10 protein-coding genes are annotated in these 14677 nt (G+C 36.9%); 7 read left to right on the top strand and 3 right to left on the bottom strand.

Going from position 1 to position 14677, the window contains the following annotated elements; all coding sequences use genetic code 11:
• Both HNS40_RS09455 and HNS40_RS09450 read right to left on the bottom strand, forming a co-directional pair.
• Nucleotides 1-4365, bottom strand: a 4365-nt coding sequence (locus tag HNS40_RS09455; protein WP_172280092.1) for a type I polyketide synthase, incomplete at its 3' end; no start/stop codon positions are given.
• Nucleotides 4366-4376: 11 nt separating this feature from the next.
• On the bottom strand, nt 4377-4994 hold the full coding sequence (locus tag HNS40_RS09450) for a TetR/AcrR family transcriptional regulator (protein WP_172280090.1): 618 nt from the start codon (nt 4992-4994) through the stop codon (nt 4377-4379).
• A 184-nt stretch (nt 4995-5178) separates the two neighbouring features.
• Here HNS40_RS09450 and HNS40_RS09445 point away from each other — a divergent pair, with 184 nt between their 5' ends.
• The 6 genes from HNS40_RS09445 to HNS40_RS09420 all read left to right on the top strand — a co-directional run bounded on the left by HNS40_RS09445 (nt 5179) and on the right by HNS40_RS09420 (nt 12230).
• Nucleotides 5179-5346: a hypothetical protein gene (locus tag HNS40_RS09445; RefSeq protein WP_172280088.1), complete on the top strand. Its 168-nt coding sequence runs from the start codon at nt 5179-5181 to the stop codon at nt 5344-5346.
• A 3-nt stretch (nt 5347-5349) separates the two neighbouring features.
• Nucleotides 5350-5994 (top strand): 4'-phosphopantetheinyl transferase superfamily protein, encoded by a 645-nt coding sequence (locus HNS40_RS09440; RefSeq protein ID WP_172280086.1) that lies wholly within the window; start codon nt 5350-5352, stop codon nt 5992-5994.
• Nucleotides 5995-6357: 363 nt separating this feature from the next.
• Nucleotides 6358-7359 (top strand): TrkA family potassium uptake protein, encoded by a 1002-nt coding sequence (locus tag HNS40_RS09435; RefSeq protein WP_172280084.1) that lies wholly within the window; start codon nt 6358-6360, stop codon nt 7357-7359.
• Between the two features lie 3 nt (nt 7360-7362).
• Nucleotides 7363-8187, top strand: a complete 825-nt coding sequence (locus HNS40_RS09430; protein ID WP_172280082.1) for a universal stress protein — start codon at nt 7363-7365, stop codon at nt 8185-8187.
• Between the two features lies 1 nt (nt 8188).
• A complete protein-coding gene (locus HNS40_RS09425) occupies nt 8189-9820 on the top strand; it encodes a sodium:alanine symporter family protein (protein ID WP_216663673.1) in 1632 nt (543 codons plus the stop codon).
• 25 nt (nt 9821-9845) lie between these two features.
• Nucleotides 9846-12230 (top strand): LysM peptidoglycan-binding domain-containing protein, encoded by a 2385-nt coding sequence (locus HNS40_RS09420; protein ID WP_172280080.1) that lies wholly within the window; start codon nt 9846-9848, stop codon nt 12228-12230.
• Nucleotides 12231-12787: 557 nt separating this feature from the next.
• On the opposite strand, the gene HNS40_RS09415 is transcribed toward HNS40_RS09420, so the two are convergent.
• Nucleotides 12788-14002 (bottom strand): ectonucleotide pyrophosphatase/phosphodiesterase, encoded by a 1215-nt coding sequence (locus HNS40_RS09415; protein ID WP_172280077.1) that lies wholly within the window; start codon nt 14000-14002, stop codon nt 12788-12790.
• 385 nt (nt 14003-14387) lie between these two features.
• On the opposite strand from HNS40_RS09415, the gene HNS40_RS09410 reads away from it, so the two are divergent.
• A complete protein-coding gene (locus tag HNS40_RS09410; protein WP_172280075.1) occupies nt 14388-14633 on the top strand; it encodes a hypothetical protein in 246 nt (81 codons plus the stop codon).
• Nucleotides 14634-14677 lie beyond the last annotated feature (44 nt).

Here is a 14677-nt window from a genome sequence, read left to right as displayed (position 1 = left end):
CTCTAGCATCTCTGCAGGATAACCTGTTTTTTCGCTCACAACCTCTAAAAGCATCTTTTCAAGTTGAGTGGTATCAGTATTGCTAGCTTGAGGAGTTTCTTCAGTTACTGCTTGAACTGGAGCAGGTGTTTCAATTACCGGAGCAGCTGTTGTATTCACACCTTCAATAGCAACCGCTGCAGCACCTTTAGGTGCCACATAACTCACGATTTCTCCCAAAGTACGAAGCTCTGTTAGTTCGCTAGGGTTGATTCCAGCCATGCTAGGATATTGTTTGGTTAAAGCACCAAATATCTCCACACGTTTGATGGAATCGATTCCTAAATCAGCTTCCATATCCATGTTCATCTCTAGCATCTCTGCTGGATAACCAGTCTTTTCGCTCACAACCTCTAAAAGCATCTTTTCAAGTTGAGTGGTATCAGTATTGCTAGCTTGAGGAGTTTCTTCAGTTACTGCTTGAACTGGAGCAGGTGTTTCAATTACCGGAGCAGCTGTTGTATTCACACCTTCAATAGCAACCGCTGTAGCACCTTTAGGTGCCACATAACTCACGATTTCTCCCAAAGTACGAAGCTCTGTTAATTCGCTAGGGTTGATTCCGGCCATGCTAGGATATTGTTTGGTTAAAGCACCAAATATCTCTACTCGTTTGATAGAATCAATTCCTAAATCAGCTTCCATATCCATGTTCATCTCTAGCATCTCAGCAGGATAACCTGTTTTTTCGCTCACAACCTCTAAAAGCATCTTTTCAAGTTGAGTGGAATCAGTATTGCTAGCTTGAGGAGTTTCTTCAGTTACTGCTTGAACTGGAGCAGGTGTTTCAATTACCGGAGCAGCTGTTGTATTCACACCTTCAATAGCAACCGCTGTAGCACCTTTAGGTGCCACATAACTCACGATTTCTCCCAAAGTACGAAGCTCTGTTAATTCGCTAGGGTTGATTCCGGCAATGCTAGGATATTGTTTGGTTAAAGCACCAAATATCTCCACACGTTTGATGGAGTCAATACCTAAATCAGCTTCCATATCCATGTTCATCTCTAGCATCTCTGCAGGATAACCTGTTTTTTCGCTCACCACTTCCAACAACATCTTTTCTAATTGTGTAGTATCAGCGGTAGTTTTGTTTGCTTCTGATGCTGCTTGAACTTCAGCTTGAATAGGAGCTACTGTTTCAATAACAGGAGCGGTAATTGTTGGTGCAGCTGCCTCTTGAGGAGTCAATGGCAAATTTGCATTTACTTGCTGTCCAATAATATCTATCAGCTGCTGACTTTGTGTATTTTGATCATTGATAAAACGCTCAAATAACTCTAATGACTTTGCCTGATTGGTTTTAAAGGATTCTAAAGTAGAAAGTAGCAATTCGGAAACGCCATTGTTTTCATTTGAGGGATTGTTTGTGGTTTGAGCTGCAACTTCTACGACCTTTTCCACTTCAACAATCTTCTCAATAACTTGTGTTTGATTGCCAGAAATTTTAAATCCGTTATTCGTTACGTCGGAATAAGCTTTTTTCGTAGCAGGAGAAACATAATTAGCACCACTAATTATCACATCCATTTTGCTTGCTTTAGCAGGTGCTTCAGCTTCTTTTAAATAGGGATCTACATTTGATAATTGTAATCCCAAAACATGCAATTGTACAATAGCCTGACGGAATTGTAAATCACTGTCTTTTTTGGCATTTGGATTAATAGCAATGGCTGTATGTTCTTTCCCTTCTAAGATATTCCCAACCAATTTGGTCAATACACCTTTGGGTCCGAACTCTACAAATACACGACCACCAGCATTATAAATATTTTCAATTTGATTTTTAAACAATACAGGCTTTAGAATCTGTCCCTTTAAAATTTCTTTTATTGCATTGGAATCATTTGGGAATTGATTTCCTGATGTATTTGAATAAATAGGTATTTTCGGTGTGTTAAACTGCTGTGCTGCAATAAAACCAGCAAAAGGCTCTTGTGCATGTTTAACAAAATCAGTGTGGAAGGCCGCTGAAACCGGTAATGGAATAACAGCATAGCCCTGATTTTTTAATTGTTGTTCTGCAATGCGGATGGCTTGTGTGCTACCGCCAAGAATAATCTGGCTAATTGAATTCACGTTGGCAATGCTAACACCAGGCATATTGGCAATGGCTTGTAGCACCTGTTCTTGCGAAGCTTCAACAGCTAGCATTGAACCTTTGTCTGCATTGGGATTTTCAATCGACATGACAGCACCCCTGGTTTTAGCCAATGCTAAAAAGGTATTTTCATCATAAACACCACCTGCCCAAAGTGCAGTTAATTCACCAAAACTATGTCCGGCAGTAAAGCTAGGCTTAAATCCGGCATTTTGTAAAATCTTATATTGTCCCATGCTCAAGGTACCAATGGCAGGCTGAGCAAATTTCGTTTGTGTTAATGTTTTTTGTTGAGCTGCTTTTGCTTCTTTCGAGAATACAGGAATAGGGAAGATGGTTTTTGATAAAGCAGCTTCTCCGTTTTGCTCAAAAAGTTTGTCGGTCTGCTGAAAAGCTTCATTTAGCTCAGGGAAGGCATTGGTTAATTCTTTACCCATACCCACATATTGTGCGCCTTGTCCTGCAAATAATGCCACTACATCTTTCGATTGGGCATCCATACCATTCGGACGGTAGTAAATACCTTTAGGATGATTCCATTGCTCATGCTTGCTTTGAAGCATTTGTATACTCGTTTGGAATAAACTAATACATTCTTCAATGTCTTGGGCCACAAAGCCAATGCGAGCAAAGGATTTGTCTGCGATGCTATTTTTACTAGACTTTGTTAGGTTTAAGAAAGCCAATTTACTTTCTTCTCCTTCTAAATTGGCTAAAGTGCTTTTACAAGTCTCTAATAATTGACTAGGATTTTGAGCGCTTAATAAGACCGATTTATAGGGCTCATGTATACGATAATCCTTAGGCTTTGTGCCAGCATATTCTTCTAATGCAATATGAACATTGATGCCTCCAAAACCGAAAGCACTTACACCAGCACGACGCGGATGTCCGTTTCTTAACCATGGACGAGCTTCTGTATTGATATACATAGCCGAATTACTAATGTCAAACTTAGAATTGGGTTGCTCCACATTAATTGTTGGCGGTAACACTTTATGGTGTAAACCCAATACCGCTTTTACCATCCCCACAGCACCAGCTGCAGCTTTAGCATGGCCCACTTGCGATTTGATGGAACCCAAAGCAATATGTTGTTTTTGAGGGTTGTCTTTCCCAAAGACCATTTGCATGGATGAAAATTCAACAGGGTCACCAGCAGCAGTACCTGTACCATGTGCTTCAATTAAACCTACAGTTGAGGGTGCATAACCCGCATCTTCATAAGCACGTTCTACAGCCATGGCTTGTCCAGCAGGACGAGGGGCATAAACCGATTTGAAACGGCCATCACTAGAAGTTCCAACACCTGTAATGGTCGCGTAAATTCTGTCACCATCACGCACAGCATCCTCTAATCTTTTTAATACCAACATTCCCAATCCTTCGCCAATCAGCATACCATCCGCGTTATCGCTAAATGGGCTGATATTTCCAGATTTTGAGAAGGCAGGCGTTTTACTAAACGACATATACATAAATGGTGAATTGTCGGTATCAACACCACCAGTCAGCATCATGTCGCAACGTCCTTCAACTAATTCACTCAAGGACATTTTTATGGCACTCAAGGAAGCAGCACAAGCAGCATCTACAACGCTGTTAATACCACCTAGGTCGAAACGATTGGTAATACGACCCGATATAACGTTACCCAATAGGCCAGGAAATGAATTCTCATTCCAGCCGATATAGGCTTTTTTCATTTTGTCAACTATGTGTGGAATATCCTGTTCGGCAATACCGCTTTCACGCAAAGCTTTTTCCCAGATAGGATATTGTAAACGTGAAATTAATGGTGTAATTAATTTCTGGCCTCCACCTACACCTAGTAAAACACCAGTTTTGGCTTTTAGTGCAGTTGTGAATTTCACTGAATCTTTACCATAACCAGCATCTTTGAGTGCATCACGTGCAGCTATCAAACCCAATAACTGACTTGCATCTGTTACTTCAAGAATATTTGGTGGTAAACCAAACTCCATGGGATTAAAATTAATGTCAGGAATAAAACCACCTCTTTTACAATAGGTTTTATCAGGAGCAGTCATGTCTGCATCATAATAATCATCTATGTCCCAACGACTTTTGGGTACATCAGTTATACTGTCTTTTCCTTGGATGATATTTGTCCAAAATTCCTCAATATTTAGGGCGTCTGCTACAATTGTAGATAATCCTATTACTGCAATTGGTGTTTTCTGAAGCGAGCTGTTAATATTCATAGCTTTATTTTTTAAATGGAAACTTTAAAAAGTTCCTCTTGAATTTCTAATATTTCTCTTCCCTTTAGTGTGCAATTTCCTCTCAAGTATGGTACTAAAGTCCCAAATGTGAGACGTTCGATACTAAATTCTGAGATAGGGAATTTCACTTTGTCTTTTAATAATTTCTGCATGACCAATACCGTTTGTCCTACAACCTCTATATCTAAATCACTTCTGAAAATACCTTCCTCTATACCCCATGTTGCCAATTTAATCATCTGTTTATGGGCGTATTTTCCAGTGCTTTTGTATGAATTATTTAATACGCTAGGGTAAAAGGCTTGTACATCCTGAAAGAAGTTTGGATTTACCTCATAGGAGCGTCTCACAATTTGATGATGTAATTTGGCCATAGCCTCTATCACATTATCAGCCGATTCTATAATGGCTTCATTTTCGGCTTTTACTTTATGATTATAATTCTCCAAACAAGCTTCAAGCAATTCCACTTTATCCTTGAAGTGAGCATAAAGGGTTCTTTTGGAAGTGTGTAATTCCTTAACTATTTTGTCAATGGTAACTGATTTTACACCATTCACTAAGAATGATTTTGTTGCTGTTTCTATGATGAGTTCTCGTGTAATCATGTTTAAATTATAGTTTTAAAACCAACGGTAATTATTTCGTCTTCGCAGTACCGCAAAGAAACGAAAGTATTCCGATTTTATTTCCAAGGTTCTTTATTTTAACATAAAATAGTGTATAATTAAGTTCAATAGCCTGAAAATACGGCAGTTGTGTAGTGTTAAATTAAATTAACGACTGAGTGTGATGAGTGAAATATTTGGGTGGGATACGGAGAGTGAGTTTACTGATATGCTCATTAGATACTTAATAATTACTACAAAACCAGAATTCTATCGTAATATTGCCTCATCAAGTATTCAATACTTGATGGTTTTCGTTGATATTGATTATTCATTGATAGTTATTAGATGATTCATGAACATGATTTACCATACCAACTCCTTGCTGATACAGGAGAAATATAGTTTAGCTGAGCTCATTGAGAGGATGCCTGAAGCTATTCAACAGCGTGCACTTCGATATAAATTTGAAGCAGATGGCTATCAATTTGTCATTGGGCGATTACTCCTCAAGTATGGTTTAATGGAAATGGGAAGGGGTGATTTATTGGATCATATCACCTATCTGAAAAATGACAAACCACATTTGGAGGATATCTCCTTTAATATTTCTCATTCGGGTAATATGGTGGTTTGCGTATTGGCAGAGCAAGGGCAAATAGGTATAGATATTGAACAGCACAAGCAAATCAAGCTTTCTGATTTTGAAGCTTTTTTCACCCCAAAAGAGTGGGTTAACATAAACAAGTCTACGTCACCACTCCAAAAATTCTTTTGCTATTGGACACGTAAAGAAAGTATTATTAAAGCATTGGGCGTTAACTTATTCTATTTACACCAGATCGAAATTGATGCCAGCAATGAAAAATTTTCCCAAAATGGGCAGAGATGGTTTCTGCAAGATTTAGATTTTGGTCAATATTATTATGGTTGCCTTTGCACCGATGTTATGGAGGATATGCAGAAGGTTGAAGTAGCTGCTGAGCTTCTTTGTAGATGAAGTCAATATTGGTTAAAATCTATTGTTTTTCACTCCCATGATTTATTCTGCTCAATTATTGAATTGAAAGTATTTAGCAATTAAATATTAAAGAATGCAAGGTTTCGCAATCCAAAGAGTTTTTATAAATCTACTTTCACTTAGGTTGACTCTTCTCAATCCTTATCACTGCTTAAGATAAATTTAAAGAATCATTAAATCAGCGATTTAAATTGTTTTTTAAAGCTGTTAGAAAGACCTTGTATCTTTAAAAAAACACATCTTATTTTTGTGTAAGGATTATATCTTCCAATTTCACTTTCCTCTTGCATCAAATCGCTATATTCACTATAATTGCAGTAAATACTTAATTATTAGCAAAGCTTGAAAAATACCAATCTTAAGAAAGTTTTATGGGCCTTGGCCATTTTGTCAATCATTATGACCATTGGCGTTTTTGGATTTATGTTAATTGAGAAGGATAACTTTTTAGATTCTCTTTATTTGACTGTAATTACCATCTCAACCGTGGGCTTTGGTTTGCCGCATCAATTAACAGATGGCGGAAAGATTTTTACCATATTCTTAATTATTTTTAGTTTTGGTAATTACGCTTATGCTATCTCTATTATCACTTCGTATTTGGTTGAATTACAGATTAATGATGTGATGGGTGTTCGATCGAAAAAAAAGAATAAAACTATGAAAGACCATGTAATAATTTGTGGGTTTGGACGAAATGGACAAACGGTAGCCAATGAGCTTAGAGTTAGAAAACAGCCTTTTGTGGTTATAGACCAGAATCATGAACTTATCATGAACTATTCTGGAGATCCTGTTAAATTTATTGAAGGAGATGCCACTGAAGATGAAGTTCTAGAGCAAGCAGGAATTCAGTCTGCTAAATCTATCGTTTCTACTATGCCTGTGGATGCCGATAATCTTTTTGTAGTATTAACAGCACGTTCTCTTAATCCCAAAATCACGATTGTGAGCAGAGCCTCCAATGCTAGTGCTGAGCGAAAGCTTCATGTAGCGGGTGTAGATCATGTGGTTATGCCTGAGGGAGTGGGAGGAGCACATATGGCCAAGTTGGTGACTAGAGGGGATGTATTGGAGTTTCTCGATCATTTGTCCATCACTGGAGGTTCCGAAACCATTATCGAAGCTATCGATTATGCAGAATTACCCATCGAGTTTCATAATAAAACCATTATGGAAATGGCAGTTCGCCAAATGGTAGGAGCTAATATCATTGGATTTAAAACTCCTGAAGGCGAATTCATCATCAATCCTAGCCCCGAAACAGTAATTATCCCTCATTCTAAAATTTTTATTCTTGGGACTCCGGAGCAAATAGAAAAAATCAAAATCAAAAAAAAGTAAGCCATGAGCAAAACAATATTAATTCCTACAGATTTCTCAAAGGTCTGTAATAATGCTATTAATCATGGGGCAGAAATTGCTCGCAGCATTGGAGCTAGAATCGTATTGCTCCATGTAATAAATGCTGATAGTTTAGCATTTTTGAAAAAGAATAGCTTTAATAATGATTATATTGAAACTCAATTGAACGATTTAAGGACTCAGCTAGAGCAATCCTATGGTATCATTGTTCAAACCATAAAAGTAGAAGGGAAATTAGTAGCTTCTATTTCCAATGTAAGTAAAGAAGTACAAGCCGATATGGTGGTATTTGGTACGCATGGTAAAACGGGGATTCAAAAGATTACTGGTGGCCATGCCATGAAAGTGATTCATGGTTTGGATATTCCAATTTTAGTGGTTCAGAAGAGAACTTTTGGCATGGGATATCGAAAGATTGTCTTCCCCATAAATATTTCGACCAGCTATAGTATAAAGATTGATTGGACTATTTTTATTGCAACGGCTTTTCAGGCTGAAGTATTTATCTATATCATGAAAACAGAGGAGGCTTATATTCAAAAAGCCATGCTGAAACTGGTTGATGAAATCACCAATACTTTCAAAACCCATCAAATTCCATATACCATTGATCAGGCTCAAAGCGCAGTGGATTTTCCAAAGCAGATTAATAAATATGCCGAGGAACAAAATGCAGATTTAATTATGATTAAAGTAGATAATGATGAGTTTGAACCTTCTTTTATTCTTGGAGCCATAGAAGAAAAAACTATTTATAATAATTCGAATATTCCAGTGTTTTGTGCACAAAATAAAGAGGAAATTTAATATGAGTATCAAAAAACTATCCCTAATAGTCAGTTTTGTATTTGTTTTTTTAGCTGGTTCTTGGGCCCATGCTTCGGAAAAAAAACCAGTTGAAGAGCAAACCAAAACGACCAGTGAACATATTAATGACTTCTTTGAACCTATTGTGGAACAAATGAATACAATCTTGTTTTTCGATCCCTTTGAATGGGCAGGAATCTACGACCCCATTATTTATGACGATGAAGGGGCTGTGGTCATTGGAGAAGATGGTAAACCTATAAAAGCTCCTTTGCCCATTATTGTAGTATGGTTAATCATTGGGGCAGTAATTTTCACTGTTTATATGGGATTTATTAATATTAGAGGATTTAAACACGCCATACAAATTGTTAGTGGTAAATATGATAATCCAAATGATGCAGGAGAAGTGAGCCATTTTCAGGCTTTAACAACGGCTCTGTCAGGGACCGTTGGTTTAGGAAATATTGCCGGAGTGGCCATTGCCATTGTTATTGGTGGACCTGGTGCTACGTTTTGGATGATTATCGCTGGACTCTTAGGCATGTCATCCAAATTTGTAGAATGTACACTTGGTGTGAAATACAGGAAAATAGATGTCTTAGGCCAAGTGAGTGGAGGTCCTATGTATTATCTTTATATGGGTTTGAAAAAGCGTAAGATGAAAGGCTTAGGTGCTGTTTTATCTGTTATTTTTTCTATTCTAGTCATTGGTGGAAGCTTTGGTGGTGGAAATATGTTCCAAGCCAATCAAGCATTTGCTCAGTTTAGTTCCATGATTCCTGCATTAGAAGGACATGGGTTTTGGTTTGGTTTAGTTTTAGCCCTATTGGTTGGAATGGTCATTATTGGCGGTATCAAAAGTATCGCCAAGGTTACCGATAAAATTGTTCCGCTTATGGCTGTTATGTATGTGGGAATTGCATTGATTATCATCTTTATGAATATTTCTCATGTGGGGGAGGCTTTCAGACTTATTTTTGAAGGTGCTTTTGATGGTGATGCTATGAAAGGTGGAGTTATAGGAGTATTAATAGTTGGATTCCAAAGGGCGAGTTTCTCTAACGAAGCTGGTGCTGGTTCAGCAGCTATTGCGCACTCTGCAGTGAAAACTAAGGAGCCCATTACCGAAGGTTTAGTTGCTTTATTAGAACCTTTTGTTGATACTGTAGTTATTTGTACCATGACAGCTTTGGTGATTATCTTCACTGGTTTTTATACCAATCCAGATAACCTTCAAGGAACTGAATTAACCTCTCAAGCTTTTGCTAGTGTTTTTACTTGGTTTCCTTATGTTTTAGTGGTAGCGATTTTTCTTTTCGCTTTTTCAACCATGATCAGCTGGTCTTATTATGGCTTAAAAGGTTTCGATTATCTTTTTGGTGGATTAAGCGAAAGATATTTAGGAAGTAGAAAATATTCTGACACCGTTTACCGTTTAATGTTTTTATCGTTCATCGTGATAGGCGCTTCTTCTACCCTTGGGGCAGTGGTCGATTTCTCCGATATGATGATTTTAAGTATGGGCTTTCCTAATATCATAGGTTTACTAATTTTGGCGCCTGAAGTAAAGAAGGATTTAAAAGACTATTTGAGGAGAGTGAAATCTGGAGAAATAAAAGCCTATAAATAGCTATCTGATTGTAAATTAATTAAATATGAATATGAAGTATCCCGTTTTTCTTACACTATTATTGAGTCTTTGCATTAATTTCACTGCTGTTTCTCAGGACTATTCAGCGCAAAAAAGTGAAGAAACCATGTCAGAGGATGGTAAGAAATTTTATATTCACCATGTGGTAAAAGGAAATACCCTCTATAATATTTCAAAAACCTATGGAGTGGCTACCAATGTTATTTTAAAAAATAACCCATTGCTTAATGATGGTTTAAGGATGGGATTGGAGCTAAGAATTCCAGTTCAGGCTAAAACGGCAACCATTGATTTTATTTATCATATTGTGAAAAAGAAGGAAACTCTCTATCATATTTCTAAAATATATAACGTCACCATAGCGGATATCAAGACTTTGAATGAGATCGAGGGAGAAGAAATTAGCCCTGGTCAGTATTTAAAAATTCCTTCTATGTTTGTTCAATCCAACGAAAGCTCTTTGCACACTGAAGCTCAGGAGGCTAAAACAGCAAAAATAGATGATGATAAATATAATATTTATAAAGTTCAACCTAAGGAAACCCTATTTACCATAAGCAAGCGTTTTGGCATTTCTGTGGATGCTTTAATGTATATAAATGACCTGACTGATTCTAATATTCAAGAAGGACAGGATTTGTTGATACCAAAAAAGCTTACTCAGCCTCAAAAGCAATCTGCAATTGACTCCGCACGATTTATTCAGCATAAGGTAAAACCTCAAGAAACTTTATTTGGTTTAGCTCGTCAATATGCTATTCCTGTTGCTGAAATCGAAAAGAATAACGAATTGGGAGATAGGCAAATACAAATTGGACAGAATCTTTTGATTCCTAGAAAGTTAAATGAAACTGGATATATCAAGCATAAAGTGGCTGAAAGAAAAGAGAAATTGACTCAAATTGCTGTGAGTTATGATGTGACAGTGGCCGATTTGAAAATGGCCAATCCGAATGTAAGCTCTAAATTAAAAAGAGGCGAAAGCTTGCTAATACCTCTAGATTTTATTGAAACTGATTTTGAGACTGAAGAGTTGGATGATATAGTGGTGAGTGGGGAAGAAATAGTGGATGATATTCCAGATGTTATTGAGGATTCTTTATGTTCGAAAATTGGGGAGCAAGATAAAAGATATAAAGTGGTTTTAATGCTTCCTCTTTATTTGAATGAAATAGATAGTTTGATGTTTGTGGATACTATGGTTCTGATGGACCGTAGATATGACAAGCCATTTAAGTTTATCGAGTTTTACGAGGGTGCTTTGTTGGCTGCACGAGAATTAAATGAATCCGGTCTGGAATTTGATCTTCATGTAATGGATATTCCAAGAGAAACTGAAGGAACTAGAGCTGCATTAAATTCCACGGATTTAAGCGATGTGGATTTAATAATTAGTTTGCTATATAGCTCAAGTTTTGAAGTGGTGAGTGAGTATTCCAACCGTCATCAAATTCCTTTAGTAAATGTATTGTCAAAGCGTAGAAAGGTAATTTACGACAATCCTAATGTGTTTAAAATAGAGCCTGACGAGGATGCTTTAATAGAGCAGGTTGGAAATTATATAGTAGACAGATATCAGAATCATAATATCATATTGGTAAGAAGTAATCCCTATCAATTAGCCAACGAATATAAAGAATTAAAACAAATTTTAGAAGAGGGTATACCCAATCAAATGGGGATTCCCAATGCCGATATTCTTTATAAAGTAAGCCAATACGAATTAGATTATCCAGAAACAGAAATCGATTACAGTATATTGGCAACTAAGGAAATTAGAAAGGTAATGCCTGGTTTTGACTATGAACTAACCCAGTCTTACCCCAACGATACAACCCTACTTCCCAATTCTTTAAGAACGGTAGTTTATAGTGTCGATAGCCTTTATGGTATTTCGGAGGCCTCCTCATTAATTAGAAATAATTTGGTGGTGGCTTTTGGAACAGAAGAGGTTTTTGCCATTGAGCTATTTACCAAGCTGAATTTTGTGAGAGATAGTTTCGATTATCAGGTAATAGGTTTGCCACACTGGAGCGATTATACAGAAATTGATGTGGCCTATACGCAGCCATTGGGTTTACAAGTAGCTTCTGCAAAGTATATTGATTATTCAAAACCAGAAGTGCAAGATTTTGTTTTAAGTTTTAGAGATGAATTTGGTATTGAGCCTCAGAAAAACCGCCATGCCTTCTTGGGTTATGATGTCACAAAATACTTCCTTACAGCTTTAGCTAATTACGGATTGAATTTTCAGGATTGCTTGGACGATATGGAAGTTGAGCTATTAGAAAATCATCTTGACTTCAAAAAAATCCCAGATGCTGGTTTTGAGAATAAAAACTGGAATATCTTAAGACAACGGAATTTTAATTATCATTTGGTGGACTAGGGTTTAAGGGTTCAAGGTTTAAAGTTTCAAGAGATGTGAACCTGGAGGTTTAGGTTTCTATTTTGAGTTGGAAAGCTGATGAAAGTACGAACTGGCTAAAGTATAGCCTACATGTGTTCTAGAAAATTATAATGGTTTTTAGAAATTGAAATTTGAAACGATGGGTTTTTCCATGTTTTACTTGAAATTTATACCCTTTATTATTCGATTATAAATCATTACCGCGTAGCGGTTTAAGTATTGTATAAGGTTCTAGTCAAGGTTTATTGATTCCCTGTAGGGGATTTGCTTTGCATTCAATTCTTTTATTGAAATGTTTATAACAGATGCTCTACGAGCAAATGAAATCTTTTACCTTTCTTCTGATACAAAAGCTAATGCCCTACGGGCAATTATTTTAAATATATAAACGGAGCTCAAAATCTTCACACATCAAGTCTGCCTCTTCCAGCATTGTCCATCTGTCCCCCAACTTCCATCTTCCAACTCCGGGCTTCCAACTCCAGGCTTTGCTCTTCCAACATCAGTCAGCCGACACCCAACTTCTATTCTTCCACCTACTTCAACATCCCCCTAACTTCTTCCAGATCTCCATCATTAGGAGCAGGAGTCAGGTTCAGAATTTCGCACATCAAAGGATACACATCCACATTCTTAAACATTTCTTGCTGATAATTTTCTTTAAAGGCTGGGCCATAAGCATAGAAAATAGCATTCATGTCTTTATTATGAATATCATAACCGTGAGTACCACCAAAGCCATAACCTTTTCTAGGTTCTCTTTTCAGAAGACTATAGGTACTATCAGCTACGATGGTAAAGTCCAAACAACGTTCATGAGTCCCATAGTTCAGATGGGCAGGCATTTCTTCATTTTTATAGATGCTAAGTCCTTTTAGGTTCTCTAAAGCCAAATAGATAGAATCCTCAAAACCTTCTTGGGCTTTAATATTATAAATGGGGTTTCCACCAACAAGATAGGTATACCATTCTTTCTTCAGATAATCGGTCAGAAGAATTGATTTATCTTTATAAATATTACCCATTCCATGATCAGATAAAACAATCACATTTACTTTATCAGCAAGTGGATGTTTCGATAGTTCCTTCATAAAATAACCCAATAGGGCATCTAAATCTCTAATGGTGGAATCTGCTGTTTCGCTATGAGGCCCGTAGTGATGCCCAACTCCATCCGGCTCGTGAACATACCAACTAATTAAATGAGGTCGTTTAGACTCCTCTAAGCTTAACCAGGCCATTACTGAATCCACACGTTGATAAAAATCAAAATCATGATCATATTCTTTCCAATAGGAGGGATGCATGCCTTGAATATCGGCTTCCGAACCCACCCAAAAGTAGGAGCCAGCTTTCATGCCTTGTTTTTCGGCCGTATTCCAAATGGGTTCCCCTTGGTAGAATTTCCCATTTTGCACCGCTTCTCTATTTCCAATAGAATAAACCTCATCAAATTTAGGAGCATAGAAAGTATTATTTACAATCCCATGATGATCAGGAACCAATCCTGTGACTAAAGTATAATGATTAGGGAAGGTTTTACTGGGGAATGAAACCTGCATAGATTCTGCTTTTACGCCCATTTTTTCCATCCTATCAAAGTTTGGCGTAGCAATAGAATCCGGGTAATCCCATCTAAATCCATCCATAGAGAGGAGGATTAAGTAGGGCTGTTCCTTTTCCATTTCTTTCGTGGAACAAGAGGAAATTAGTAAAGCGAGTAAGAGTAGGTATAATATATTGTTTTTCATAGGGATAATCATTTCATGCAAAGTTAAAATAAATGAATTAGAGGAGGATAAATGATTTGATAATTTTTTGTGGTATTAAGGTAAACATCAAAACAAAAAAAACGCTAGCGCGGAAATGTTTTCCGTGCGTATAACAGACAGTGTCCCAAAAACTGTGTAAACGTAATTTTGTTTAGTTAATATTTAATCTATCGTCAAAAATAATCAAAAACTGATTCAAAATTATGCCCCAGTCTCTAATTGGCATTGTCCATCTTTTGGTGGTCTCATTTACCGCTAAGAACACTGATTTCATAACAGCCTCGACCCGCTAGCGCGGAAATGTTTTCCGTGCGTATAACAACAAGATAGGCAGTCAATTTATTAAATTTTCTATCTTTGTTAGATGTCAGATAAGTATAAAATACACGAATCAGATAAAGCCTATTTTATTACAATGACCACAGTTGGCTGGGTAGATATTTTTACAAGGAAAAATCATAAGATGGCTATGGTTGATTCACTAAAATATTGTATAGAAAACAAAGGCTTGGAAATATACGGATGGGTATTGATGCATAGCCATCTACATTTAATGCCGATGAATTTAGGAGATAATATTATTTGGTTTGAAATGGGTGATTACAATTAAAAATTATCGGCATTTACCATTGTAATAATGAAATTGCATAAAGC

Origin of the sequence: Lentimicrobium sp. S6, assembly GCF_013166635.1 — a bacterium.
GTDB lineage: Bacteria > Bacteroidota > Bacteroidia > Bacteroidales > UBA12170 > UBA12170.
The sequence above is the reverse complement of the archived record's forward strand: the minus strand, read 5'-3'. Positions and strand labels throughout refer to the sequence as shown.